General features: G+C 72.8%; 27 protein-coding genes and 1 pseudogene. 9 read left to right on the plus strand and 19 right to left on the minus strand.

Annotated elements, in window-relative coordinates; translation table 11 throughout:
• Positions 1–15: 15 nt before the first annotated feature.
• From D452_RS0105365 to D452_RS0105410, 10 genes and pseudogenes are all read right to left on the minus strand, one after another.
• Positions 16–846 (minus strand): annotated as a pseudogene (locus D452_RS0105365) (lysylphosphatidylglycerol synthase transmembrane domain-containing protein); the annotation flags it as partial.
• Entirely contained in the window at positions 843–1,706 is an 864-nt protein-coding gene (locus tag D452_RS0105370; RefSeq protein WP_017543120.1) for a class I SAM-dependent methyltransferase, read from the minus strand. The pseudogene D452_RS0105365 and the gene D452_RS0105370, both read right to left, overlap by 4 nt.
• Positions 1,707–1,855: 149 nt before the next feature.
• Positions 1,856–2,656 (minus strand): SAM-dependent methyltransferase, encoded by an 801-nt coding sequence (locus D452_RS0105375; RefSeq protein WP_017543121.1) that lies wholly within the window; start codon positions 2,654–2,656, stop codon positions 1,856–1,858.
• A 108-nt stretch (positions 2,657–2,764) separates the two neighbouring features.
• Positions 2,765–4,303 (minus strand): MFS transporter, encoded by a 1,539-nt coding sequence (locus D452_RS0105380; protein WP_017543122.1) that lies wholly within the window; start codon positions 4,301–4,303, stop codon positions 2,765–2,767.
• Positions 4,304–4,523: 220 nt separating this feature from the next.
• Complete coding sequence (locus tag D452_RS0105385) at positions 4,524–5,612, minus strand: glycosyltransferase family 4 protein (protein WP_017543123.1); 1,089 nt, start codon at positions 5,610–5,612, stop codon at positions 4,524–4,526.
• Entirely contained in the window at positions 5,609–6,007 is a 399-nt protein-coding gene (locus D452_RS0105390; RefSeq protein WP_017543124.1) for a 6-pyruvoyl trahydropterin synthase family protein, read from the minus strand. The genes D452_RS0105385 and D452_RS0105390 overlap by 4 nt, the downstream gene beginning before the upstream one ends.
• Positions 6,008–6,052: 45 nt before the next feature.
• Positions 6,053–7,030, minus strand: a complete 978-nt coding sequence (locus D452_RS0105395; protein WP_017543125.1) for a zinc-dependent alcohol dehydrogenase — start codon at positions 7,028–7,030, stop codon at positions 6,053–6,055.
• Between the two features lie 3 nt (positions 7,031–7,033).
• Positions 7,034–7,681 (minus strand): CDP-alcohol phosphatidyltransferase family protein, encoded by a 648-nt coding sequence (locus tag D452_RS0105400; protein WP_017543126.1) that lies wholly within the window; start codon positions 7,679–7,681, stop codon positions 7,034–7,036.
• Complete coding sequence (locus D452_RS0105405) at positions 7,674–8,315, minus strand: GTP cyclohydrolase II (protein WP_017543127.1); 642 nt, start codon at positions 8,313–8,315, stop codon at positions 7,674–7,676. Before D452_RS0105405 ends, D452_RS0105400 begins: the two co-directional genes overlap by 8 nt.
• Positions 8,316–8,386: 71 nt before the next feature.
• Positions 8,387–9,004 (minus strand): hypothetical protein, encoded by a 618-nt coding sequence (locus D452_RS0105410; protein WP_017543128.1) that lies wholly within the window; start codon positions 9,002–9,004, stop codon positions 8,387–8,389.
• A gap of 33 nt (positions 9,005–9,037) precedes the next feature.
• On the opposite strand from D452_RS0105410, the gene D452_RS27750 reads away from it, so the two are divergent.
• Positions 9,038–9,439 (plus strand): hypothetical protein, encoded by a 402-nt coding sequence (locus D452_RS27750; RefSeq protein ID WP_086002842.1) that lies wholly within the window; start codon positions 9,038–9,040, stop codon positions 9,437–9,439.
• Here D452_RS27750 and D452_RS0105420 read toward each other — a convergent pair.
• Complete coding sequence (locus tag D452_RS0105420; protein ID WP_017543130.1) at positions 9,427–10,392, minus strand: SDR family oxidoreductase; 966 nt, start codon at positions 10,390–10,392, stop codon at positions 9,427–9,429. The two genes, D452_RS27750 and D452_RS0105420, sit on opposite strands and share 13 nt — an antisense overlap.
• 186 nt (positions 10,393–10,578) lie before the next feature.
• The gene (locus D452_RS0105425; RefSeq protein ID WP_017543131.1) at positions 10,579–11,949 is read right to left on the minus strand and encodes a hypothetical protein; all 1,371 of its coding nucleotides are present in this window, start codon (positions 11,947–11,949) and stop codon (positions 10,579–10,581) included.
• Between the two features lie 121 nt (positions 11,950–12,070).
• Here D452_RS0105425 and D452_RS0105430 point away from each other — a divergent pair, with 121 nt between their 5' ends.
• The 5 genes from D452_RS0105430 to D452_RS0105450 all read left to right on the plus strand — a co-directional run bounded on the left by D452_RS0105430 (position 12,071) and on the right by D452_RS0105450 (position 15,829).
• Complete coding sequence (locus D452_RS0105430) at positions 12,071–12,637, plus strand: hypothetical protein (RefSeq protein ID WP_017543132.1); 567 nt, start codon at positions 12,071–12,073, stop codon at positions 12,635–12,637.
• 166 nt (positions 12,638–12,803) lie between these two features.
• Positions 12,804–13,370, plus strand: a complete 567-nt coding sequence (locus D452_RS0105435; protein ID WP_017543133.1) for an RNA polymerase sigma factor — start codon at positions 12,804–12,806, stop codon at positions 13,368–13,370.
• Between the two features lie 65 nt (positions 13,371–13,435).
• Positions 13,436–14,047: an SCO family protein gene (locus tag D452_RS0105440; RefSeq protein ID WP_017543134.1), complete on the plus strand. Its 612-nt coding sequence runs from the start codon at positions 13,436–13,438 to the stop codon at positions 14,045–14,047.
• On the plus strand, positions 14,044–15,276 hold the full coding sequence (locus D452_RS0105445; protein ID WP_017543135.1) for a Dyp-type peroxidase: 1,233 nt from the start codon (positions 14,044–14,046) through the stop codon (positions 15,274–15,276). Before D452_RS0105440 ends, D452_RS0105445 begins: the two co-directional genes overlap by 4 nt.
• A 28-nt stretch (positions 15,277–15,304) precedes the next feature.
• The gene (locus D452_RS0105450) at positions 15,305–15,829 is read left to right on the plus strand and encodes a copper chaperone PCu(A)C (protein WP_017543136.1); all 525 of its coding nucleotides are present in this window, start codon (positions 15,305–15,307) and stop codon (positions 15,827–15,829) included.
• A 16-nt stretch (positions 15,830–15,845) separates the two neighbouring features.
• Here D452_RS0105450 and D452_RS0105455 read toward each other — a convergent pair whose 3' ends face one another.
• The 4 genes from D452_RS0105455 to D452_RS0105470 form a co-directional block, all read right to left on the minus strand.
• A complete protein-coding gene (locus D452_RS0105455) occupies positions 15,846–16,244 on the minus strand; it encodes a VOC family protein (RefSeq protein ID WP_017543137.1) in 399 nt (132 codons plus the stop codon).
• Positions 16,241–16,534, minus strand: coding sequence for an ArsR/SmtB family transcription factor (locus D452_RS0105460; protein ID WP_017543138.1), 294 nt, complete (start codon positions 16,532–16,534; stop codon positions 16,241–16,243). Before D452_RS0105460 ends, D452_RS0105455 begins: the two co-directional genes overlap by 4 nt.
• A 288-nt stretch (positions 16,535–16,822) precedes the next feature.
• Entirely contained in the window at positions 16,823–17,494 is a 672-nt protein-coding gene (locus D452_RS0105465; RefSeq protein ID WP_017543139.1) for a lysophospholipid acyltransferase family protein, read from the minus strand.
• A 152-nt stretch (positions 17,495–17,646) separates the two neighbouring features.
• A complete protein-coding gene (locus D452_RS0105470; protein ID WP_017543140.1) occupies positions 17,647–18,570 on the minus strand; it encodes a threonine/serine dehydratase in 924 nt (307 codons plus the stop codon).
• Positions 18,571–18,695: 125 nt separating this feature from the next.
• Between D452_RS0105470 and D452_RS0105475 the strand changes: the two genes are divergently transcribed.
• Positions 18,696–19,613: a LysR family transcriptional regulator gene (locus tag D452_RS0105475; RefSeq protein ID WP_017543141.1), complete on the plus strand. Its 918-nt coding sequence runs from the start codon at positions 18,696–18,698 to the stop codon at positions 19,611–19,613.
• A gap of 66 nt (positions 19,614–19,679) precedes the next feature.
• Complete coding sequence (locus tag D452_RS0105480) at positions 19,680–20,129, plus strand: VOC family protein (RefSeq protein ID WP_239646326.1); 450 nt, start codon at positions 19,680–19,682, stop codon at positions 20,127–20,129.
• A 3-nt stretch (positions 20,130–20,132) separates the two neighbouring features.
• Here D452_RS0105480 and D452_RS0105485 read toward each other — a convergent pair whose 3' ends face one another.
• On the minus strand, positions 20,133–20,765 hold the full coding sequence (locus D452_RS0105485; protein WP_017543143.1) for a trimeric intracellular cation channel family protein: 633 nt from the start codon (positions 20,763–20,765) through the stop codon (positions 20,133–20,135).
• Positions 20,766–21,076: 311 nt separating this feature from the next.
• Here D452_RS0105485 and D452_RS0105490 point away from each other — a divergent pair, with 311 nt between their 5' ends.
• Positions 21,077–22,435: a dihydrolipoyl dehydrogenase family protein gene (locus D452_RS0105490; protein ID WP_026128993.1), complete on the plus strand. Its 1,359-nt coding sequence runs from the start codon at positions 21,077–21,079 to the stop codon at positions 22,433–22,435.
• Positions 22,436–22,442: 7 nt separating this feature from the next.
• Here the strand turns inward: D452_RS0105490 and D452_RS0105495 are convergent, their stop codons facing one another.
• A complete protein-coding gene (locus D452_RS0105495) occupies positions 22,443–23,297 on the minus strand; it encodes a siderophore-interacting protein (RefSeq protein WP_026128994.1) in 855 nt (284 codons plus the stop codon).
• An 84-nt stretch (positions 23,298–23,381) separates the two neighbouring features.
• Positions 23,382–24,374, minus strand: coding sequence for an N-acetylglucosamine kinase (locus tag D452_RS0105500; protein WP_017543146.1), 993 nt, complete (start codon positions 24,372–24,374; stop codon positions 23,382–23,384).
• Positions 24,375–24,478: the final 104 nt, after the last annotated feature.

Raw genomic sequence — 24,478 nt, forward strand, 5'->3', positions numbered from 1 at the left:
CACCGTCACACCCGCCTGCGCGCCCAGTCCGGCGGCGCCGAAGGCCAGCGCCGTCACCGCCTCGCGCGGCCCCCATCCGCCCACGTTGGCCGGGACGCTCATCGCCACCAGCGCCAGAACCAGCAACGGGAGCAGGGCCGGAGCGGGCACCGCGATCCCCACCGCCCGGGCGGCCACCAGGAACAGGGTGAGGTGTCCGGCCAGCGCCGCCGCCGACAGCAGGATCACCCCCGGGCCGGTCGACACCGTGAACAGACCGGCCCGGGTGTCCGCGACCGTCGCCGACAGCGTCCGCCACCAGGCCGACCCGCGTCGGCGCCCGAGCACCCAGCCGACCGCGACCACCAGCGCCAGCACGGCGAACACGCCCAGGGAGGCGGCCACCGCCAGCAGCCCCGGGCCCAGGAGGGCGGCGGGCAGGGTGAACAGCAGCACCGCGCAGGTCGCGGCGAGCACCACCTGCCCGGCCATGCGCTCCAACAGGACCGCGCGCACCCCACGGGCCAGGTCACCGGCGTAGCGTCCGTGGCTGAACGCCCGGTGCACGTCCCCGAGCACACCGGCGGGTAGGACCGCGTTCAGGAGCAGCGCGCGGTAGTAGTCGCCCACCGCCCGTGGCCAGGGCAGACGCAGGCCCACACCGCGCGCCACCAGGATCCAGCGGGCCGCGCACAACAGGGTCGTGAACAGTCCGATCCCCAACGCCGCCGCCACCGTCGCGGGGTCGACCGCGCCGAAGGCGGCGGTGAAGGCCTCCAACGGGAACCACCACACCACCCCGGCCAGCACCGCGACCCCGACCGTCGGGCGCACGATCCTGGACCACCGTCCTCCGGTGCCGTTCATGGGCGGGGCACGGCCCCCTCGGGTGGCGACTGCTCCTCGGGCAGCGCCAACAGGTCGTCGTGGTGCACGATCACGCCCAGTTCCCCCCGATCGCACTCGCCGAGCCGACGCTCCAGGTACCCGCCCACGGCCGCGTCGGGGTCCTGCTCCAGGGCCGCGTCCACCCATCCCCGCAGCCAGGAACGGACGAGCGGAACGCTCTCCGGCCCCAACCGCCAGGGACTCGCCGAGATCAGGGTCCCGTACCCGTGTTCGCCGAACGACCCCGCGGCGGCCCGGGCCGCTTCCGGCCCCCACCGCCCGCCCCGGCGCTGGTGGGCGTTGAACGCCTCCGTCAGCGCGGGGTCGTCCCGGTCGTCCGGGAAGAGCTGCACCCGGCCCGCCACCGACAGCGTGAACAGGGCGGCGCAGCCCGCACCGGTCACCGCTCGCACGATGGCCTCCAACTCCGCGTGTGTGAGCAGGTCGAGCAGGGCCGATCCGGTGACCAGGTCGACCCCGGAAAGGTCCTGTGCGGTGATCGTACCCACGTCCCGCAGACACATCCGCGCGTTGACCCGCGCACCGTCCGCCGAGGTCGCGGGCAGGTACGCCCCGGCCAGGGACAGCAGGCCGGGATCCACGTCGTAGAGGGTCCAGTGCTGGGCCCCGGCCAACCGGGGTGCCAGCCAGCGCCCCTGGGAACCGGAGCCGCACCCGAGGTCGGCGATCCTGACCGGCCTCCCGCGCGATCCGCCGCCGCGTCGCTCCAGGAAGGCGCGGAGCGCCTCGAGCGTCGCGGTGGCGCGGGCCTCGGAGTCGGCGCCCTCCCGCAGGGCCAACCAGCCCGGATCGAAAGCGGGCGGTGGGTTCTCGGACACAGAGCTCAACGGGACTCCTCCCGGTGGGTGCGACCGCCAACGTGCGGACGCCTCCTCCCAGAGTGCCAGCTCGGGTGCGTCCGGGAGGTCCGATCCAGGAAGCCTTTGCCCGGATCTGTCTCCCGGGCCCCTCCCGGCGCCCGGGCCGGTCAGGCTTTCCGGGCCAGACCCGCGTATTGGGGGATGGGGCGCACGGTGCCCACCTCGGTGGGTTCCGGCCGCCACTGGAACACCGAGACCACGCCCGGCTTCACCACCTCGTAGCCGTCGAAGAAGCTCCGGAACTCCTCCACGGTGCGCATGTGGTACTTCTGGGCCACGTGCTGCTCCCAGACGCGCATGCCCTCGGCGGCCCGCTCGGCGTCCTCGACCTCCATGTGCGCCAGCACGCCGTCGCACACCGCGAAGAAACTGCCCGGGGCCAGGCGGTCGACGTAGGCGCGCACCAGGCGGACCGCCTCGCCGATCTCGAAGTGGCCCATGGTGCCCATCAGGGTCAGCCCGACGGGCCGCTCCAGGTCCAGCGTCTCGCCGGCGGCTTCCAGGACCCCGTCCACGTCGCGCAGGTCCGCGTCCACGTACTGGGTCCGGCCAGCGTCGGTGCCCACCAGGAGCGCGCGGGCGTGGGCCAGGACCAGGGGGTCGTTGTCGACGTACACCACCCGGGCCGAGGGATCCAGCGTCTGGGCCACCTCGTGGGTGTTGCCGGCGGTGGGCAGCCCGGTACCGACGTCGAGGAACTGGGTGAGGCCCTCCTCCTTGACCAGGTGGCTGACGGCGCGGCGCAGGAAGAGACGGTCTCCCTGTGCCGCCTCCGCGACCTGGGGGAACAGGGACCTGACCCGGTCACCGACCTCGCGGTCGACGGGGTAGTTGTCCTTTCCGCCCAGCCAGTAGTTCCACACACGGGCGGTGTGGGCGACGGTGCCGTCGATCGGGGGGTGCGTCATGGGGGTCTCGCGCTCCTGTGGGTGTGGGGGGTCGGGGGACCACTCCGCAGTCTCCAGTCCCGCACCACCCCCGCGCAAGCCGGAAGGCCCCGTGCGGGGCCTTCCGGATCAGGAGGACAGTGTCGCCCGCTCCCCGGGCTCCGGCCGCTCCTCCTTCTCGGGCGGTGCCATGTCCACGGTGTCGCGCAGCTGGACTCGCGGAAGGAAGAGCGCGACGATCAGGCCGACCACGGCGATGCCGGTGGCGACCAGGAAGATGTCGCCGGTGGAGGAGCCGTAGGCGCCCTCGACGATCTCGCGCAGGAACGGAGGCATGCCCGCCAGATCGAGAGTGGTTCCGTCGGAGCCTCCAGCGGGGACCTCCACGCCCGAGGACGCCAGGCCGTCGGTCACGTTCGTGCTCACCCGGTTGGCCAGGATCGCCCCGAGCACGGACACGCCGATCGTGCCGCCGAGGGACCGGAAGAAGGTGATCGCTCCGCTGGCGGCCCCGAGCTCACGCAGCGGGACCGAGTTCTGCACGACGAGCACGAGGTTCTGCATGGACATGCCCACGCCCACCCCGACCCCCAGCATGCCCAGGGCCACGACGTACAGCGAGGTGGTCGCGTCGATGGTGGACAGCAGCAGGAACCCCAGGGACAGGAACACCAGGCCGGTGACGACGTAGGCCTTGACCCGGCCCGATCGGGAGACCAGCCATCCGGAGATGGTGGAGGAGACCATCATGCCGAGCATCAGCGGGGTGGTGAGCAGCCCGGCGGCGGTCGGCGAGTAGCCCCGGGCCAGCTGGAAGTACTGGCCCAGGAAGACCGCTCCACCGAACATCGCCATGCCCACCGCGACGCTGGCCACGATCGCGATCATGGGCTCGCGGCGGAGTACCAGGTGCAGCGGGATGACCGGCTCCGCCACCCGGTTCTCCACCCACACGGCCACGGCCAGCAGCGCGAGACCGCCGGTGACCATGGCGCCGCTCTGCCAGGAGACCCACGCGAAACTCCCGCCGACGAAGGTCACCCACAGCAGGATGGTGCTGACCCCGGCGGCGATCAGTGTGGCGCCGAGGTAGTCCACGCGCACGTTGGCGCGGTGCTCCTCCACCAGGTGCAGCGTGCGGGTGAGCACCACCAGCGCGACCAGCATGAACGGGACGCCGATGAAGAAGCACCAGCGCCAGCCCAGCCAGGAGGCGTCCGTGAGGGCCCCGCCGATCAGCGGACCCCCGACGGTGGCCACCGCCATGATGGCGCCGATGATGCCGTTGAAGCGACCGCGTTCCTTGGGGCTCACCAGAGCCGCGATGGTGGCCTGGACCAGGACCTGGGAGGCGCCCATACCGAGTCCCTGGAGGGCGCGGAAGGCGATGAGCTGTTCGGTGTTCTGGGCGAACCCGCTCAGCAGCGAGGCCACGATGAACAGCACGATCGAGATCTGGAGCAGCCGCTTCTTCGGGAAGAGGTCGGCGAGTTTGCCCCAGACGGGGGTGGACGCTGTCGACGCCAGGAGCGTCGCGGTCACCACCCAGGTGTACTGGGACTGGGTGCCCTGGAGGGACCCGAGGATCTGGGGTAGCGCGACCGAGACGATCGTGCCGCTGAGCATCGTCACGCCGAGGACGATCAGCAGCCCGCTCAGGGTGCGCATGATCGGTGTACGTGCGGTGCCCTGGGACTGAGGAGTACTCAAGGCTGGCCTCTGGTGAAGGAGAAACGGGTGAGGGTGCGCGGGCGGAAGAGATCTGCCGCGGCGGCAAAAATGCATTGTAAGAATTTTTGCACCCTATGCACGATACCACCGGGCCTGCTACGGGGACATGCTGCCTCCGGAGAACCCGGTCACACGCGGTCACCTGTTCCCGAGCCGCTCAAAGACCGAGCACGCGCGCCATCTCCCGGGCTGACTCGGGCCACCCCGCCAGATCCGTACGGCGCAGTCGAGCCGCGTCGCGCAGGGACGCGCGCAGGTCGGGGTCGATCAGCCAGTCCCGCAGCGCCCGTTCCAGTGCCGCAGCGTCCCGCGACGGCACCAGCAGACCGGGCACGCGTCCGTCGGGGGCCCGGCCCAACGCCTCGGGAACCCCGCCCACCTCGGTGGCCACCACCGGCACACCCCGGGCCAGCGCCTCGGTCACGACCATCCCGTAGGTCTCCGCGCGGGAGGCCAGCACCGACAGGTCGGCGGAGGCGTACACACCCTCCAGTTCCGCGCCGACGACCGGACCGGTGAACCGCACCCGCTCCGCCAGCGGGGCCGGGAGCGGGGGAGGGGAACCCGGGCCCGCGCACACGCACTCCCACGGAAGCTCCACGAGACAGGCGAGGGCGCGCAGCAACAGGTCGTGGCCCTTGCGCGGAGTCAACGAGGCCACGCACACCAGCCGGGGGACGCGGCCCGGCACCTCCTCGAACCCGCTGCCGCGCGCCAGCGGCGCCGTGTCCACCCCCGGCCGCACCACCTCCACGGGCACGCCCGCCTCGGCCAGACCGTGGTGCGCGGCCAGCCGCCGGGCCGCCCACGCGCTCGTGGCCACCACCGTCACCCCGCACCGCAGGACGGCCTGTTCGCGCGCGTCCAGGTCCCGGGCCTCCCGCGCCGTCAGTCCCGACTCGTCGGCCAGGGGAAGGTGCACCAGCACGTGGAGCCGCAGCCGCCCCGCGTGGGGCAGCACCACCTCGGGCACACCGCACGCCACCAGGCCGTCCACCAGCACGCACGCGCCATCGGGAGCCCCGCTCAGCACCGTGGAGAGCGCATCGGTACCGAGCGGTCCCGGCCGCGGCCACGAGCCGGGCACGGTCACCGTCCGTACCGGTCGTCCGGGGCGGCGCGGGGCGTCGGGCGCACCCTCCCCGCCCAACACGTCCGCGATCCGCCGGTCGTAGGTGTGCCCGCCGCTGGGCGCTCCCGCCTCCGGAACGACGAACAGCGCCGGGGTCAGCGCGGCCCCGGTCACAGCTCGCGTTCGTAGGAGGCCCAGGCCACGTGCGACTCGTGCAGGGTCACCGAGAGCGCGGTCAGACCGTCGGCGTGCGCCCCCAGAGCCCCCGCCGCGATCCGCTCCGCCAAGCGGTCGGCCACCACCCTGGCCAGGAACTCCGTGGAGGTGTTCACCCCCGCGAACTCGGGCACCTCGTCCAGGTTGCGGTAGTTCAGCTCGGCCACCACCGCGCCCAGCTCCTGGGTGGCGGCGCCGATGTCCACGACGATGCCGTCGGGGTCCAGCTCGGGGCGCCGCAGGGTGGCGTCCACCACGAACGTCGCCCCGTGCAGGGCCTGGGCGGGGCCGAAGACCGCGCCCCGGAAGCTGTGGGCGACCATCAGGTGGTCGCGGACGGTGACACTGAACAAGAGGACTCCCCAGGGTGTCGGGACCGGTCGGTTCTGTCAGTTCTGTCAGTTCTCGTACACGACGCGGTGGCACAGGGCCGCGAGCTCGCCGCTGGCCAGCCTCGGGAGCACCGCGGGCAGCTCGTCGAACGGGCTCTCCCCGGTGAGCAGGGCGTCGAAGGCGGGGTCCTCCAGCAGACGCAGCGCCAGCTGGAGGCGCGCGGCGTGGTCGTAGCGCGAGCGGCGTGCCGGAGAGATCATGCCGACCTGGCTGGCCCGCACCGTCAACCGGTGGGAGTGGAAGTCCTCCCCGAGGGGCAGGATGACCCTCCGGTCGCCGTACCAGCTCAGTTCCACGACCTCGCCCTCCACGTGCAGCAGCCGCAGGGAGGAGACCAGGCCCGCCTCGGTGGCGCTCGTGTGGAAGACCAGGTCGCGGTCGCCCTCGGCCTCCTCGGGCCGGGCGAAGTCCACCCCCAGGCGTCGGGCGGTCGCGGCCCGGCGCGGGTCCACGTCCACCAGCTGGACGCGGGCCCCCGGTACCTGGGACAGCAGGCGTGCCACACAGCAGCCCACCATGCCCGCGCCGACCACCGTCACCCGGTCGCCCACCAGCGGTGCGGCGTCCCACAGCGCGTTGATCGCGGTCTCCACCGTGCCCGCCAGCACCGCCCGGGCGGCGGGAACGCCCTCGGGGACCGCCGACACCGCCGAGGCGGGCACCACGAACCGGGTCTGGTGTGGGAACAGGCTGAACACCGTCCGCCCCACCAGTTCCCCCGGCCCCTCCTCGACCACACCCACGTTCAGATACCCGTACTTCAGGGGGCCGGGGAAGTCGCCCTCCTGGAAGGGCGCGCGCATCACCCCGTACTGGTTGGGCGGCACTCCGCCGCCGAACACCAGCGTCTCCGTGCCCCGGCTGATCCCCGAGCACAGGGCGCGCACGACCACGTCGCCGGGTCCGGGTTCGGGCAGCTCCACCTCCCGGACCTCGCCCACGCCCGGGGAGCGCACCCAGAACGCCCGAGCCGTCCTCGCCATCCCTCACCTCTTCCTCTCGGCGGCACCGGGCACGGGAACACGCGCCCGCCACAGTCCCACCACGTCACGTCCGAACGACCACAGCAGGGCGACCAGTGCCACCGCCACCACGACGGCCCCCGCCGACCGGGGGAGGACCCCCGCCGCGGCCACCGTCAACACGATCCCCTGTGCCGCGGCCACGCCCTTGCGTGCCACGCTCGGCGGCAGCGGGCCGCGCAGCCACGGCGCCACGCGGGCGGCGACCCAGAAGAGGTACCGCATCGCACCGATCGCCAGGACCCAGGGTCCCAGGGACCCGGAGACGTACACGCTCAGGGCCAGGATGAGGAACGCGTCGGCCTCCATGTCGAACCGGGCCCCGAAGTCGGACTCCGTGCGCGTCCCCCGGGCCACCAGCCCGTCCACCCAGTCCAGGACCAGGGCCAGGGTCGCCACCGACACCAGCGGCCCGACCGGTCCGCCCTCGGCCACCAGCGCCGTCACCACGCCGATCAGGCCGACCCGCACCAGGGTCACCAGGTCCGCCGGACCCAGGGGCCACCGCTCGTACCGGCGGATCGTCGCCATCAGCGCCACCGTCACCAACACCGCGTAGAGCAGCGCCGCGCCCCAGCCCCGGGGCCCGAGCCAGGAGGCCGGGTCAGCCACCCGCCCGCCTCGCGTCCCCGTTCAGGTGCGGCAGGTCGTGCCCCAGGCGGTCCCGTTTGGCGACCAGGTAGCGGGAGTTGTTCTCGTGCGCGGGAACCAGCAGCGGTACCCGCGAGGCCACCTTCACCCCGTGGTCCTCCAGTGCCCGCACCTTGGCGGGGTTGTTGGACAGCAGCCGCACCGAGCGCACGCCCCGGTACCGCAGCACCCGCGCCGCCGGGCCGTAGTCCCGCACGTCCACCGGCAGCCCCAGGCTCGTCGCGGAGTCCACGGTGTCCAGCCCGCGCTCGTCCTGGAGCAGCTGGGTGCGGACCTTGTTCACCAGTCCGATCCCGCGACCCTCGTGGCCGCGCAGGTACACCAGCACGCCACGGCCCTCGGTCAGGATCGTGTCCAGGGCGGCGCCGAGCTGGTCACCGCACTCACAGCGCAGCGCGCCGAAGACGTCCCCCGTGACGCACTCGGAGTGCACCCGGACCAGGACCTCCTCGCCGTCCCCAAGCGAACCCAGGACCAGGGCCATGTGCTCCTGGCCGTCGACCGGATCCCGGAAGGCCACACAGCGGAACGTGCCCCTGCGCACGACCAGGTCGGACTCGGCGACGGCCGCGCCGTCCAGAGAATGCTCCGTCATGTGTCCTCCGATGCGGATGCGACCTGAACAGTGCGTGCCCATCCCAACGGTCCGATACACGGGCCGGACGACTATTCCGGCAGGTCGACCCGGATCTCCCCGCCCAGCGCGAAGCCGCCCTCCAGCTCCAGGGAGTCCCCGCTCCAGAACCGTCCCGGGTCGTAGTACCCGGGACGCCTGGCCTGGGTCAAAAGCCCCATCTCCTCGTAGGTCAGAGCCATGACCTCCGCGCAGTAGGCGGTCTCCAACCGGCGTTCGCGCGCCCTGTTCCGGAACGGCATCCGGCCCAGCGCCCACCGCCCGGCCAGCTGCGCGGTGGAGGGGAACGGGGTGCCGTTCAGCCGGGCCACCATCCGCAGCGCGGCGTCCTCCATCGCGCGGTCGGCCAGCGGGTCCAACTGCCGCAGCCACGCCTGCTGCCCGTAGCGGCGCCCCCACACCAGCACGGCGTCGCGCAGGTCGTGCAGCTGGACCCCGCGCTGGTGGGTGCCGGTCCACATGTCCACCAGGGACCTGCCCAGCTCCGCGTGCCACATCAGCGGTGGGAGGTCGTCCACCACGACGGACATGCCGACGTGGTTGACCGGGCTGTTGGTGGTGAGCTGGATGGCCCGGTCCGGCACGCTCGTGCCCCGGAACACCCACACGTCACCGGTTCTGGTCAGCTCGACCGCCGTGTCCAGGTCCATGCTCGTGTCTGCCACAGGCACTAGCCTATGAGCATGAAGTGGTGGAAGGCCTTGGGAGTGGCCGCCTTCGTGGGTGTGGCGGCCACCGGAGTGGCGATAGCGCGTGCCGAACGCGAGCGCCGCGCCTACACCCCCGAACAGGTCAGGGACCGCCTGCACGCACGTGTGGCCGAGGTCGACCGCGCCGCTCAGCGGCCGGTGGGGGAGCCCGAACACGGGGCCGTGGCCCCGAGCGGCCCGGTGGGCGCCCTGCGTGGGCGTCTGGCCGGGTTCCGGACCTGGAGACCGCGCCCCGTGGCCACAATCGGCCGCCTGGCACGAAGGACACGAAAGGGCGAGCGGGACGCGGCGAAGCGCCAGAGTGCGCTGCTCGGGCGGGAACGGGGCCCCTCCCCAACCCTGCCGCCGCGTCGCCGTGGGCGTCAGGCGCCCTGAACGTAGGAGAGCAGGGTGCGTTCGACCTGCTCCGAGGGGCCCACGCCCAGCGGCGGTTCGCCGCTCTGACGGTCCCAGGCCAGTACGTCGGCGGCGGTGGTGGCCAGCGGGGTCGAGGGCAGCCCGGCCTCCCGCGCCCGGCCGAAGTCGCGCTGGAAGGTCTGCTCCCACACCGGATCGGGCCGTACCAGCGGGAAACGGGCCTTGATCGTCTCCGGCGGCACCAGAACCGGTTCCACCTCGCTCCCCGCAGCTCGGGCGCAGGTGCGCAGCATCTCCATCAGGGTGAGCGGTTCGGCCGGTCCCATGGCGTTGAACACGCCGCCGCGGTCGTCCTCAGCCAACAGCACGACGAGTCGGGCCAGGTCCCGCACGTCAAGGAGCTGCACCGGCTGCCCGGGGTCCGCAGGCAGGACGACCTTGCCGCCGCGCGCGGCCCGGCGCACCCAGTACGTGAACTGGTTGACGTTGTCGTGCGGTCCGGCCAGCATCCCGGGCCGCACCATGGTGGCGCGCTCGCCGTACCGGGAGCCCAGTTCCCGCTCACAGGCGACCTTGAGCGGACCGTAGGTCTCCCGGCCGACCTCCTCGGTGTCCCATTCGGGAACGTGGAGGGGAGCCGACTCGTCCGCCCCGGGACCGGCGCCGGGAGCGTAGACGGCGTTGCTGGACACGAACAGGTACCGGCCCACGCGGTCGCCCAGTACCTCATGGGCCTGCCGCACGTGTCTGGGCACGAACCCGCTGACGTCGACGACCGTGTCCCAGGAGCCCCCGGCCAGGGCGGTGTGGTCGCCCTCCTCGCGGTCCCCCAACAGGAGCCCGGCCCGGGGGAAGAGTCCCCGCGCGGTCCGTCCCCGGTTGAAGAGCGTGACCTCGTGTCCGCGCCGCAGCGCGTCGTCGACGATCGCCCGACCGACGAACGAGGTACCGCCCAACACGAGAATCCGCATGAGCCCAGAGCCTAGCGCCCGTTCCCACCAGCTTCGAGCACCCTCACGGCTTCGAACGGGGAGGTCAGTGAGCCAGGACCGACGCCACAGTGGGGATGTGGCCCACCGTGGCGACGGTTCCGGAGGTTCCTTCTCGGATGACCCCAAATCCCGTCTCAGCGGAACGAACCCGGGCCGTGCGGGCGCTCAGAGCGGTTTGGTGAGGTGGCCGACGCTCTCCAGCAGCGAGATGTGGTCGGTGCCCAGGGACTCCAGGAAGGCGATCACGTCCCGGTGCGGGACCCGGTGCAGCGGGGCGCTGGTGCGGGTCAGACCGACCCGCGACAACCCCTCGCCACCGCCCAGACGGGAGGACGGGGTGGCGGGCGGGTCCACCCGGTACAGGCGCCAGGCGCTGCCCCTGGGGGCGGAGGCCAGCAGCAGACTCGGCCGCTTCCACACGATGAGCGCCCACCCCTTGGGCCCCTCGGCGTGCACGAAGAGGGGGTCCGCTTGGGCTTCCAGCAACTCGACGACCTGCGCGGCGACCGGCACCGGGTTGGTGAAGGCGCCGCGGACCCTGTACGTGCCGGAGTCGTACTCCAGGGTCCAGCCCGAGGCCTCCAGTTCGGCGGCCACGCGCGACAGGTGGCCGTCGTCCCCGGTGGGGGCGGCCACCTCGGAGGGTTCGGGGGAGGGGACGGCGGGGACGACCAGGCCCAGTTCCAGACCCGCCCCTGAGGAGGCCGTTCCGGTGAGCGCGGCCAGGTTGGCGCCGCAGGTGAGCGCGGAGCGCTGGTCGCCCACCTGCCACTCGACCAGCCCGCCGTGCTCGGGGAACCCCTCGGCCACGGGGTTCACGGCCGCCTCCGTCCCGGCCTCGGCCAGGGAACGGGCCGCGTCCTCACGGTCCTGCACCGCCCACGATCCGGGCACGCCCAGGCGCACGTGGGCCGGGGACAGACGCTCGGTGAGGGCGGCCAGCGCCGGGGCGTCGTAGCCGCGCAGCGGCGCGTGCAGGGTGAGTTCGTCGACCGGCCCCTCGGGCAGGTGTGACAGGAGCGGGGCGTCCAGGTTGTGCACCACCCGGACGGAAGTTTCCGTCGGGTTGGTGAGCAGCAGGTCCTCCAGCCGTTCGGCGAGGGCGGCCAGTCGCTCGGCCAGGGACACGGGCAGGGTGATCCGGCTCGCGCAGGAGGCGAGCCACGCGCCCAGTTCGGCGAGCGCCCACGGAACCCCGTCGGGGCCGCCGCGCAGTACCGTCCAGACGCGGTCCTCGGTGGTGGGGGCACCGGAACCGAAGGCGGCCACAACGTGCTCGTCACCCAGGAGCAGGGCCAGATCGGGCACGGGCCGGTCGGTCAGCGCGTAGGTGCGGTCCGGGCGCCGTACGGAGGCCTCCTCAGCGGCGGTGCCGAGCACCGTGACGGACGCCCCCAGGTCCTGGGCGGCGGGCACCAGCCCCGACTCCAGGGCGGAAAGATCCATCACCGTCCCGACCAGCAGGAACTCACGCAGCGGAGCCTCGTTGGTGCGGGCACTCCACTCGTTCAGCAGGGTGAGCGGGGAGACGGACACGGGCGACCTCTGTTCTGACTCCGGGGACGCAAGCGAGCATAGTGGAGGACCTCGCGCCGGGGCCCGGCGATCCCCACCCCCCTGGCGGCCGCGCGGCGACGGGTGCGACGATGTGGGGACCATGTCCGAGAGCGAACTGTGCCGACCGTTGCGCACCGGGGTGTTCACCCTGGTGTGCGTGAGCCTGTCCGCGGTCGGCCATGTGGTGAGCTCGGGGCACGACGTCCCCCTCACCGGCCTCCTGCTGGGCACGGCCGTGGTCCTCGCCGTGGCGTGGGTGCTGTCGGGCCGCAGGCACGGCCCCGGCATGCTCACCGCGTGGATGCTGTGGGGCCAGCTCGCCCTGCACGTGACCTTCTCCTACACCCAGGCGGCGGGCCACGCCGACCACACCGGGGCGGTCCTGGTCCAGGACCCGATGCCCGCCTGGGCGATGATCTCGATGCACCTGGTGATGGCCCTGGTCAGTGCCTGGTGGCTGCACCTGGGTGAGAACGCCCTCTTCGCCTTCCTGCGGTTCATGGCGCTCTCGCTGATCCCGCTGCTGCTGGTGGTCGGCGCCGTTCCGAGCACACGGGCCACCACGTCCGTGCGGTTCTCCTCCGCTGACCAGCACCCGCGCCCGCGCCCGCCCTATCTGTGCCACTCCCGCGTCCTGCGCGGACCACCGCCCGTTCTGGCCGCCTGACCGAGGTTTCCACCGCGCCGGGGCATGGAGCACCCGGCGTCGTCAGGCCGTCCTCCCGGTGTCCCCCGTGGTGCCCTCGGCGCCACCTGCCCAGAACACCCCGCGGCCCCCGCTGTCCAGAGACGGCGGGGCGGCCGCGCGGGCGGTGACAGAAAGCACGAGACTCATGACCCGTAGTGACGCTTTCACCACGGTCCACACACCCCCCGACCTGGCCCCGCTGGCCCAGCGCGCCAGAGCGGGGGTTCCCGGGGCGATGGACGCCCTGTTCACCCTGACCCGCGCCGACGTGGTCCGCTACATCGCGCGCAGGGTCGAACCCGCCTGGGTCGAGGACCTCACTCAAGAGACCTTCCACAGAGCCATGTGCGGGCTGCCCGGATACGCCGGACGGGCCCCCGTGCGGGCCTGGCTGCTGTCCGTGGCCCGCCACACCGTCGCCGACCGCTACCGCAGCCGCGAGCGCTCACCCCGCACGGAACCGGTCGACGACTGGGAGCGGGTGCTCGGCGCCGACTCGGCTGAGCCCGGGCGGTTCGACGAGTACCTCGCCCTGGTCTCCCTGCTGGAGGACCTGCCCGAGGACCGGCGCACCGCCTTCGTCCTCACCCAGGTCCAGCGGTTGCCCTACGCCGAGGTCGCGGCGCTCACCGGCGTCCCGATCGGCACGGTCCGCTCGCGGGTGGCCCGGGGCCGCCGCGACCTGGCCCGCCTGGTGCGGGAGGCGGCGTGAGCGCCGCGCTCGCCGACCCCCCGTGTCCCACCCGTTCGAACCACCGTCCCGTGAGGAACCACCCGATGAGAACCCGACTCCCGATCCGCGCTCTCGCGGTCGCAGCGGCCGCCTTGGTGGCCGCCACCGCCTGCGGAGGGCCCGACCTGGCGGAGGCGGAGCACTACCTCGACCTCTCCGACCAGCCCATGGCCGCGTCCGGTATCGAGCTCGCCACCGTCGACGGGGAGCCCTGGGGGTTCACCGACGTCGCTGACGACCGGCTCACCCTGCTGTTCTTCGGCTACACGAGTTGTCCGGACGTGTGCCCGATGACCATGGCCGAGATCAACGTCGCCCTGGAACAGGCCGGAGAGGACGCCGACGGGTTCGACGTGGTGATGGTGAGCAGCGACCCCCAGCGCGACACTGACGCCCAGCTCCGCTCCTGGTTGGACCGTTTCGACCCGGACTTCCAGGGCGTGCGCGGGGACGTGGACGACACCGTGCAGGCCGCCCTGGACTACGGCGTGCCCATCGATGCCCCCGAGGTCACCGAGGGCGAGTACCTCGTTTCGCACGGCGGCCGCATCCTGGTGCTGACCCCCGGCGGTGAGGCGGCGGGCATGTTCGACGAGGGCGTGGGCGCCGACGACATCGCCCCGCTGCTGCCCGTTCTGCGCTCGGAACTGCTGTGAGCCCCAGGACGGGGGTCTCCCGGCGCGGCCTGCTCGCGGGCCTGGGCGCCGCCGGTGCCGTGGGCCTGACCACCGGGGGGCTGCTGGGCGCCGGGGCCGCGCGCGTTCCCGGAGGGGAGGACCCGGCCCGCGACCTGACGCTGTCCCGGAGCGGACCGGAGGACGGGCGTCCGCCCGCGCTGCTCACCCCCACACCGGCCCACGTCCACGTGGTCGCCGTGGACCTGCGCGCCGAGGAACCCGGAGAGGTCTCCGAACAGGCCCGCGAGGTCCTGGCCCTCTGGGGTGAGCACGCCCGTGAACTGCACGAGAGGGGGCTGGCCGCACTCGCGCCCGGCGCGCCCACCCAGGGACTGAGCCCCGCCTCACTGGGGGTCACCCTCGGCCTGGGCGGAGCCCTGCTGGACCGGGCCGGCCTGGGCGACCGGCGACCCGCACCCCTGGAGGAATTGCCCGCGTTCGCGTCGGACCGGCTCGACCCCGCCCTGTGCGGGGGCGACCTGATGCTGCACGTGGGAGCCGAGGACCCGCTCGTGGTCAGCGCCGCCGTGGAGCACCTGCTCGGGCTGGTCCGCGACCGGGCCGCCGTGCGTTGGTCCCTGCCCGGGTTCCAGCGCGCCGCCGCCACCGCCCGGGACGCCTCGGCCACCCCGCGCAACCTCATGGGCCAGGTCGACGGCACGGTCAACCCCGAGCCCTCGGAGGCGGCGTTCGGCCCCCAGGTCCTGGCCGCGCACCCCGAGCCGGACACCGCGTGGATGGACGGCGGGAGCTACGTGGTGGTGCGGCGCGTCCGCATGCTGCTGGACGACTGGTTCGACCTCGCGCCCGAGGCCCGGGAGCGCGTGATCGGCCGACGCCTGTCGGACGGCGCGCCCCTGGGGCGCGATCGGGAGGACGACCTCCCCGACCTCGCCGCCAGGGACGCGGACGGTCACCCGGTGGTCCCGGCCGACGCCCACATCCGCCTGGCCAGTCCGGAACGCACCCTCGGCGCACGCATGCTGCGGCGCGGGTTCAACTACGACCTCGGCTGGAGGGGCGGTCAGCGCGAGGCCGGGCTGCTGTTCACCGCCTGGCAGGCCGACCCGCGCACGGGCTTCACCGCCGTCCAGAACGAACTCGACCGGGGCGGGGACGCCCTCAACACCTATGTCCGACACGAGGGGAGCGCCGTCTTCGCGGTGCCGCCAGCCCTCGATTCCCACCCGGCCCACACCCTCTGGTGACCGGCCGACCGACACACAGGACACCATCATGAAGACACACACCCTGACCCTGCTGGCCCTGGCACTGTTCGTCACGGGCTGCTCCACGGACACCGCCGTGCGGGAGGCCGTCGTCGAGACGCCCGAACGGGGCGGCGCCGAGGTCGACGCGCTCATCGTCGAGGACGCCTGGATGCCCGAACCGGCCAACCTCGAGGTCGGTGTCGTCTACATGGCGATCACCAACACCGACGCCTCCACCGCGGACGCCGTGGTCGACGTGCGCACCGACGCCTCGCCCGACGCCGAACTGTGCACGACCGAGACCTCCGACTCGGGCGCCGCCGTGATGCGGACCCTCGACGAGATCCCCGTCCCCGCGGGCGGTACCACCACCTTCGTCGACGGCGGCTATCACGTCATGGTCAACGACATCCCCGAACCCCTCTTCGTCGGGGACTCCGTCACCGTCACGCTGGGCTTCGCCAGCGGAACCGAGATCGAGCTGGACGTCCCCGTGCAGGAGATGACCGGCCCGACCCCGGACGAGGCGGACCACGGCGCCCACCACTGACGGATCCGCGCGGGAACTAGGCGGGGGTGACGAGCTGGATGAGGTTCCCGCAGGTGTCGTCCAGCACGGCGGTGGTGACCGGGCCCATGGTGAGCGGCTCCTGGGTGAAGGTGACCCCGAGCGCGCGCAGTCGCTCATATTCGGCGTGGACGTCGTCCACCTGGAACTGGGTCACCGGGATGCCGTCGTTGACCAGCGCCTCCCGGTACGGGCCCACGGCGGGGTGGCCGGAGGGCTCCAGCAGGAGTTCGGCACCCTCGGGGTCCTCGGGCGAGACCACGGTCAGCCAGCGGTTCTCCTCCTCGGGGGCGCCCAGTGGTACGTCGTGTTTCTTCCGGAAGCCCAGGACGTTGGTGTAGAAGTCCAGGGCCTTGACCTGGCTGTCCACGAAGACGCTGTTGATGTGGATTCTCATGAGTCGCTCTCCGGTCGGTCCGGCCCGAGCCACCGCTCGACGATGTGCGTGAGCGGTGCCGGGTTCATGGTGTGGAACTTGTAGCGCCCCTCGCGCCTGCTCTCGACCAGTCCGGCACCCTCCAGGACCGCGAGGTGCTGGGAGACCGCCTGGCGTGACATGTTGAGCTGGTGCTTGGTGATCAGCCGGGTGCAGAGTTCGAACAGGGTCTGCCCGGACCGTTCACCGAGTTCGTCGAGGATCAGTCGCCGGGTCGGATCGGCCAGGGCCTTGAACAGTTCGTCGGACACGCGCTCACTATAGGCAAGTGCTTACTTGCCTATCAAGCCGTGGACTGGTGTTTTGCGATTTCTTGAACCGTTGGTGTCCTACGCCCCGTGGACCCCGGCCAGGAGCTCGGGCGGGGCGGTCGACCGCGGCGTGGAACCGTCCGTGCGCCAGAACCAGGCCCAGTTGGCTGGATGCGGTCAGCCCCTCCGCCAGCGGGGCGGGGTCCTCGCGCGCGACTGAGGACGCGGTGACACGAAGGCGGGAGGGACCCTGTCGGGACCCGCTTCGCCTTCGCCCGACCCCGCTCGTTACTCGTCGCCGCCGTAGCTGTTGTACTCGTTGGCCCGCTCCTGGCCGGACAGCGCGTGGATGGCGTCCATGACCTCGTCGGTGATCACCCGGCGGGCCTTGCCGGGGGCCATGCTGTCGAAGCCGGTCGAGAAGTCCATCGGCTCGCCGAAGCGCACGGTGAAGGGGCGGGGGCGCGGCATGTTGGCGCCGATGGGCTGGACCTGCTGGGTGCCCGAGACCGCGACCGGCACGATGGGCGCCTTGGACTCCAGGGCCAGGTGGGCGACTCCGGTGCGGCCCCGGTACAGGCGGCCGTCACGGGAACGGGTGCCCTCGGGATAGACCACACAGGCCTCGCCCTCGTTGAGGCGGTCCAGCATCATCTCCAGCGACACCATGGCGTCGCGTGCGTTGCCGCGCTGGACCGGCATGGCGCCCAGGGAACCGAACACGGTCCGGGTGACCCGCCCCTTGATCCCGGTGCCCTCGAAGTAGTCGGACTTGGCGAGGAAGCGCACGGGGCGCTGGGTGACCGACAGGGGGATGACGACACTGTCCACGAACGACAGGTGGTTGCTGGCGAGCAGGACCGCACCGGTGGTTGGGACGTTCTCACGGCCCTCGATGGTCGGTCGGCACAGGGTCCGGGCGAGTACCGCCGCGGTCTGCCGCAACGCACCGTAGAGCACGTGTTCTCCCTTGTGTTGTCGGACGTGGCCGACCTCAATGTAAGGGTGACTCGCCGGTAATGATGACCGGCGGAACACAGAGTGCCGCACGTCACGTATCAGACCAAATCGTGACGAATTGGGAGGTTGGAGGCGTCGTGCGGACGCGGAGTTCAGCCGTGCAGGCGCCAGTCGGCGTTGGCTCCGCACACCACCAGGCAGGGGTTGTCGCCGGGCACGCGTCCGGCCAGCCAAGCGGCGAAGGGGACGGCCGCGGCGGGTTCGGCGGCGATACGGAACTCCTGCCACAGACGGGTCTGGGCGCTGATGATCTCGGCGTCGCTGACCAGTACGGGCGTCACCGGACGCTGACGCAGCACCTCGAAGGGCACCCGGCCCAGGACGGCCGCGCCCAGGGCCGAGGAGGCGACCGAGTCCACGGGGGTCCGGACCGGCTGTCCGGCCGCCAGCGCCGCCCCCAGGCTCTGACAGCCCTCGGGCTCGACCCCGACCACACGGCGGCCCCCGGCGCCCAGCCGCACCCCCGCGACCAGCCCGCCACCGCCCACCGCGACCACGATCGAGTCGCACTCGGGGGCGTCGGCCGTGATCTCCAGGCCCACGGTCCCCTGACCGGCCACCACCAGCGCGTCGTCGTAGGCGTGCAGGTAGCGCACGCCCTCGGACTCCGCGCGGGCCACGGCGGCCTCGGCCGCCACCGCGAACTGCTCGCCGACCCGGACGATCTCCGCGCCGGTGGCCGCCAGCGGCTCCGCCTTGGCCTCGGGCACCGTCTCGGGAACGTACACCGTGGCGTGCACGCCCAGCATGCTCGCGGCCGTGGCCACGCCGAGGCCGTGGTTGCCACCGGAGGCGGTGATCACCCGGTCGGTGGGCTCACCGCCGAGCAGGGCGTTGAGAGCGCCGCGGAGCTTGAACGCTCCCGTGCGCTGGAGGTGCTCCAGCTTCAGGGTCAGGGGACGACCGTCGATCTCGGCACGCATGACCGGGGTTCGTCGGACGTACGGCGCGATGCGTTCGGCGGCGGCTCGGACGTCGGTGGCCGTGGGTACGGCGGGCGCGGTCGTGGTGCTCATGCTCCCACTCTGCCGCTCCTGACCAGGAACGCAAAGTGGAGACTGCTAAGGAGGGCCAAGCGGACCTTTGTGTCAGACTTTGTCCTGTACGTTCCGCGTCGTGCCTGGAGGGAAGAGGTGGTCGCGTGCTGGACGCCAACCGTCTGCGCGTACTCGTGGAGATCGCGCACGCCGGGTCGATCGCGGCCGCCGCCGACCGGCTCTCCTTCACCCCGCCCGCCCTGTCCCAGCAGCTCACCAAGCTGGAACGCGAGGTCGGCACCCGCCTGGTGGAACGCGGCCGCACCGGAGCCACCCTGACCAGGGCGGGCGAGGTCCTGCTCGAACACGGTGAACGGGTCCTGGGCGAACTCCGCGACGCCGAGGCCGCCATCGGCGCCGTCGCGGGCGACCGCGCCGACCGCCTGTCCCTGGGGGCCTTCGCCAGCGCGGGGAAGGTCCTGCTCCCCGGGGCGCTCGCCGCCTTCGGCCACGAACACCCCCACGTGCGGCTGTCGCTGTCCGACATCGAACCGCCGGGCGGCCCCGGGCTGGTCACCTCCGGCGACCTCGACCTGCTCATCACCCACCGCTACCCCGGGGTGCCGCTGCCGCGCGCAGACGGTCTGCACCGCGAACGCCTCCTGGTGGACCCCCTCCTGGTGGTGGCGCCCACCGGACACCCCGTCACCGACGCCGAACACTCCCTGGCGGACCTGGCCGACGAGGAGTGGATCTGCGGCGCCCCCGGCATCCACAACCGGGTCAGCCTGGACACCGTCGCGGCGGCGGCCGGGGTGCGCCTGACCGTCGCCTACGAGACCCGCGACTACGAGGTGGCCCTGGCGCTCATCACGGCCGGGGTGGGGATCGCCCTCATCCCCCAGAGCATCCTCGACGCGTCGCACGGCGGAGGCTGGGTCAGCCGACCCCTGCACGGCGCCCGGCTGGCTCGGGAGATCTACACCGTGCACCGTCCGCGCCCGCCCGCACCGGTCCCCGGCATGGTCGCCACCCTGCGCCGCACCGCCGCCCGCAGCCTCCGGACCCGACTCCCGCGTTGATCCGCCGGAAGGGGGCGGCTCCGGCCCGATGAGTTTCGACGACACCGGCGGTCGGTACTGGTGACCATGCTCCGTGACATCACGGACGCCGAGCCCGACGAACGGACGACCATGACCACGAACCCCTTCGAGATCGCCCTCCCCATCGCCGACCGGTGGCGAGCGATGGTCTTCTACCGCGAGGCCTTCGGGTTCGAGGCCCTGGGGGAGCCCGCCGAGGACGGAGCGCCCGAACCGCTGCGGATCCGGGTCGACGACCACGCCGTGCTGACACTGATTCCCGCGGACGGCCTCGCCTGGGTCCTGGGGGAGACGCGCCAGGTCGCCCGGCCCGGGACCAGCGAGTGCCTGATGACCAGGGTGGTGCCCACCGAGGCGGACGTCGACGCGCTGCTGGACCGCGTCCGCGAGGCGGGAGGGGAGGTGGTCAACGCGGCCGAGCGGCGGCCGTGGGGCTACGACGGTGTCTGCGCCGACCCCGACGGGCACCTGTGGCAGGTCACCGTCCAGTCCTGACCCCTACAGCGGGGGAGCGCCGGGCGGGTTCGGGGCGTTCCAGCGGTAGCGCAGGGCCAGGAGGCGCAGGGTGAGGCACAGCAGTGAACCGATCACCGCGATCCAGCCCGGGCCGAATCCGGTCAGGTCCACGAGCACCACGAACGACGCCCCGACCAGCGCCGGGATCGCGTACAGGTGCGAGTTGGCGCTGAGCACCGTGGGCACGCGGTTGAGCAGCACGTCCCGGATGGTGCCGCCGCCCACACCCGTGATGACGCCCAGCAGCACGGCCTGGAGCGGCCCGAAGCCGAACTCCAGCGCCTTGGTCGCCCCGATCACGGCGAACAGGCTGAGCCCGGCGGCGTCGAACACCAGGATCGGCTTGCTCAGGTGGGTGAGCTGACGGCTGAGGAAGAAGGCCAGGGTCCCTCCGGCCAGCGCCGTCACCAGGTACCGCCAGTCCTGGAAGGTGGCCGGGGTCTCGCCCAGCAGGACGTCGCGGATGATGCCGCCGCCGAGGGCGGTCACCATCCCCAGCACCATGACCCCGACGATGTCCACCCGCGCGGTGCGGATCGCCGTCAACGATCCATCGAGCGCGAAGGCGAAAACACCGAGGAGGTCGAGGAGGAGAAGCAGGTCGAGCGTGGACATGGCCGTGCGGAGGTCCCTTGTGCGGTGCGCGACGAAGCGCGGTACGGGGTGACGAGGTGAGGTGCGGGGCGAGCAGACGCGGAGGAGGTCTGCGCCGATCGGCTATTCCATCACGCCCGGGAGGGTCCCGCGTGCGCGGCCGGGAACGGCGCGCCGTGCCACCGGAGCCGGGGCCGGACGGATCAGGCGGCGCGATCCGGAGTGGGATCGCTCCGTCCGGGGAACCGACACGCGTGTCGGTTCCCCTCCGGCCCGGCGCGGCCGGACACCATCGGGGAGTGAACCACCGGACCACGGGCGGAGCGAGCAACATGGAACACCTGGACGCGATCGTGATCGGCATGGGGCCCGGAGGGGAGACGGTCACGGACCGTCTGCTCACCGCCGGTCAGCGGGTGGCTGTGGTCGAACGCGACCTCATCGGAGGCGAGTGCGCCTACTGGGCCTGCGTCCCCACCAAGACCCTGCTGCGCCCACCCGAGGTGCGCGCCGAGGCGGACGGGGCCGCCGGGGTCGGAGAGGCGGCCCTGGAGTGGCCCGCCCTGCGCGCCTACCGCGACCAGATGATCCGCCACCTGGACGACTCCAAGCAGGCGGAGGGCTACGAGGAACGCGGTGCCCTGGTCCTGCGCGGCGACGCGCGGATCGTCGGCCGAGACCCCTGGCGCGTGGCTGTCGGCGACGCCGAGCACACCGCCGACCACGTGGTGGTCTCCACGGGATCGGGGGTCCTGGTCCCGCCGATCGGGGGCCTGGAGGACCTGGGCCCGGACGTGCTGTGGACCAACCGGGAGGCCACCACCCTCACCGAGATCCCCGGCAGCGCGCTGGTGGTCGGGGGCAGCGCGGTCGGTGTCGAACTGGGCCATTTCCTGGCGCGGATGGGCACCCGCGTCACCGTGGTCCAGCGCGGACCCCGGCTGCTGGACCGCGAGGAACCCCGGCTGTGCGAGCTGATCAGCGACCAGTTCGAACGGGACGGCACCACGGTGCACCTGGGCAGCCAGGTCACGTCCGTGACGAGGGACGGCGACGGAGTCCTCGCCGTGCTGTCCGGAGGCGAACGGGTTCGGGCCGACGTGATGGTCCTGGCGACCGGGCGGGAGCCCCGGGGCGACCAGCTCGGGCTGGCCGAGCTCGGCGTCGAACTGGACGGAAAGGCCCTTCCGGTGGACGACCACTGCCGGGTCGCGCCCGGGCTGTGGGCCGCCGGGGACGTCACGGCCCGCTCGATGTTCACCCACGTGGCCAAGTACCAGGGGCGGGTGATCAGCGACAACGTCCTCGGCACCGACCACGTCGCCGACTACACCGGAGTCCCCCGGGTGGTGTTCTCCTACCCGGAGATCGCCGCCGTCGGCCTGACCTCCGCGCAGGCCCGGGACCAGGGGATCGACGTGACCACCTCCGAGACGGACCTGACCGCCGCGCTGGCCCGTCCCTGGACCATGGAGACCGACCCGCGCGGCTCGCTGGGGCTGGTCGCCGACCGCGAACACGGTGTGCTCGTGGGGGCCTGGGCGTTCGGGCCGCAGGCCTCGGAGTGGATCCACACCGCCGCGCTCGCGATCCGCCTGGGCCTGCCGATCGCCGCCCTGCGCGACACCGTCCCGCAGTTCCCGACCTTCAACGAGGGCTACCTGATCGCGCTGGACGCCCTGGACCTGTGAACCGGGTTCAGGGCGCGCCGAGAGCGGCGGCCTCCTCGGCCTCCACACTCCGGTTCCACTCCGGCTTGGAGGCCTGCCAGCCGTCCTCGTCGCGGCCCAGCCGCCAGTAACCGGAGACCGAGAGGTGCTCCTTGGGCAGGGCCAGGTCGACGCGGAGCAGACGGCGCAGGTCACGGACGAAGTTCGCCTCGCCGTGCACGAAGGCCCGCACCTCCCCGGACGGGAACTCCAGCCCGCGCACGGCCGGGACCAGCAGGGACCCCGGGACGCCGCCGTCGCGGTGCAACCAGGTCACATGAACGTCCGGGCGATCGGTGAGGCGCTGCTCCTCGGCCGCGTTGTCGACCTCGACGAACACGTGCGCGGGGCGGCCCTCGGGCAGGGCCTCGACGCTGGCGGCGATGGCGGGCAGGGCGCTCTCGTCCCCGGCCAGCAGGTGCCAGTCGGCCTCGGCGTCGGGGGCGAAACCGCCGCCGGGGCCGAGGAGGCGGAGCCGGTCGCCGGGGCGGGCGCCAGCGGCCCACACCCCGGCGAGACCGACCTCGCCGTGGTACACGAAGTCGATGGTCATCTCGTGGGTCGCGGCGTCCCAGGACCGCACGGTGAAGGTACGGGTGACCGGCCACTCCGAGCGGGGGCGCTCGGCCCGGATCGCGTCGAGGTCGTAGGTTTCGGGGTCACCCGGTTCCGGAGCCGGGAACAGCAGCTTCACGTAGCTGTCCGACCAGCCGTTCGTGGCGAAGCCGGACAACCCCCCGCCGCCCAGGACCACCCGCACCATGTGCGGGGTCAGCCGCTCCACACGCTCGACCCGTCCCGTGTGCACGGTCGTCCTTCTCGGACGCTCCTGCCGCTCCGTCACGACGCCTCCTCTGTTTGGGTTAGGTAAACCTAACCGGACACACAGTAGGGTGCCGTGACGGCGCCGGGCAAACCGGGGTGGGACTCAGTCCCCGGACCACCCCTCCGGGCGGGTGAACGCGCCGTGCAGGTCCACGTCGCGCTCGCTGGCGCCCGCACGCAGGGCCGCCAACCAGGCGGCGCCGCCCGACGTGCTCCCGGCCAGGAGCACCGGCGCGCCGGTCCCCATGGTGAGCTTGTGCGTCAGCGCCTCCCTCACCGGACCCGAACGGGTGAGCACGCCCCCGGACAGGACCACCGGCAGGTGCTCCCCGGGTACCCGCACCTGGTGCACGGACTGCGCCAGGTGACCGGCGGCGGCGTTCACGATCACCACGGCCGCCGGGTCGCCGACCAGGAACGCCTCCGAGACCAACGGAGCGAGCTCGGCGAGACTGATCGGCGGGGCCGCGGTGAGGGTGCGGGCGAAGTTGCGGGCGTGCTCCTCGGGCCACTGGTCGGGGCCGCTCGGCCGCTGACCGGGGATCACCCGCTTGGCCACCGTGCGGGCCAGGGGGCTGAGATCGCCGCCGCGACTTAACTGGCGCGCGGTCTCCCGGGCCGCCTGGTGGCCGATCCAGAACGCCGATCCCTCGTCGCCGATCAGCCAGCCCATGCCGTCCGCCGACCTGCCGCGGGTCCGGGCCTCGATCCGGGTGGCGATCGCCCCGGTCCCCGCGATGAGGATCGTGCCGTCGCGCTCGGAGGTCCCCGAGGCGAAGGCCACGGTGTCGTCCCCGGAGAACTCCTCACCGGTGGGGTTCAGCCCCGCCTTGGCGAGCGCCTTGTCCAACCGGGCGCGCACGCTGACGTCGCGCAGCCCGGAGTACCCGGCCAGCCCGACCACGCTGGCGGCCACGGCGTCGCGTGCCCCGGGACCCGCCCGGTCCAGCGCGGAACCGATCGCCTCGGTCAGCCGCTCCGCGGCCACCTCGGGGCCGTGCGTGTTGGGGTTGGCGCCCCCGGACCTGGCCTCGCCCCGGCGCTCGCCGGTCAGTGTGGTCACCAGGGCACGGGTGGTGGTGCCCCCCGCGTCCACCCCGACGACCAGCGTGGGGGAGGGGGAGGGGTTTCGTCGTGTCGTCACGACCAGAGCGTGCCCCACCCCCGCCCGCCTTACTCACACCGCCCCCGACTACGTCG

Source organism: Nocardiopsis prasina DSM 43845 (assembly GCF_000341265.1).
GTDB classification, from domain to species: Bacteria; Actinomycetota; Actinomycetes; order Streptosporangiales; family Streptosporangiaceae; genus Nocardiopsis; species Nocardiopsis prasina.

Bases quoted from the DNA above. Each gene is read 5' to 3' on its own strand.
- D452_RS0105375 (WP_017543121.1), bottom strand. From the start codon at position 2,656: ATGACGCACCCCCCGATCGACGGCACCGTCGCCCACACCGCCCGTGTG.
- D452_RS0105380 (WP_017543122.1), bottom strand. From the start codon at position 4,303: ATGCGCACCCTGAGCGGGCTGCTGATCGTCCTCGGCGTGACGATGCTC.
- D452_RS0105395 (WP_017543125.1), bottom strand. From the start codon at position 7,030: ATGGCGAGGACGGCTCGGGCGTTCTGGGTGCGCTCCCCGGGCGTGGGC.
- D452_RS0105405 (WP_017543127.1), bottom strand. From the start codon at position 8,315: ATGACGGAGCATTCTCTGGACGGCGCGGCCGTCGCCGAGTCCGACCTG.
- D452_RS0105410 (WP_017543128.1), bottom strand. From the start codon at position 9,004: ATGGACCTGGACACGGCGGTCGAGCTGACCAGAACCGGTGACGTGTGG.
- D452_RS27750 (WP_086002842.1), top strand. From the start codon at position 9,038: ATGAAGTGGTGGAAGGCCTTGGGAGTGGCCGCCTTCGTGGGTGTGGCG.
- D452_RS0105420 (WP_017543130.1), bottom strand. From the start codon at position 10,392: ATGCGGATTCTCGTGTTGGGCGGTACCTCGTTCGTCGGTCGGGCGATC.
- D452_RS0105430 (WP_017543132.1), top strand. From the start codon at position 12,071: ATGTCCGAGAGCGAACTGTGCCGACCGTTGCGCACCGGGGTGTTCACC.
- D452_RS0105435 (WP_017543133.1), top strand. From the start codon at position 12,804: ATGACCCGTAGTGACGCTTTCACCACGGTCCACACACCCCCCGACCTG.
- D452_RS0105440 (WP_017543134.1), top strand. From the start codon at position 13,436: ATGAGAACCCGACTCCCGATCCGCGCTCTCGCGGTCGCAGCGGCCGCC.
- D452_RS0105450 (WP_017543136.1), top strand. From the start codon at position 15,305: ATGAAGACACACACCCTGACCCTGCTGGCCCTGGCACTGTTCGTCACG.
- D452_RS0105455 (WP_017543137.1), bottom strand. From the start codon at position 16,244: ATGAGAATCCACATCAACAGCGTCTTCGTGGACAGCCAGGTCAAGGCC.
- D452_RS0105470 (WP_017543140.1), bottom strand. From the start codon at position 18,570: ATGAGCACCACGACCGCGCCCGCCGTACCCACGGCCACCGACGTCCGA.
- D452_RS0105480 (WP_239646326.1), top strand. From the start codon at position 19,680: ATGCTCCGTGACATCACGGACGCCGAGCCCGACGAACGGACGACCATG.
- D452_RS0105485 (WP_017543143.1), bottom strand. From the start codon at position 20,765: ATGTCCACGCTCGACCTGCTTCTCCTCCTCGACCTCCTCGGTGTTTTC.
- D452_RS0105490 (WP_026128993.1), top strand. From the start codon at position 21,077: ATGGAACACCTGGACGCGATCGTGATCGGCATGGGGCCCGGAGGGGAG.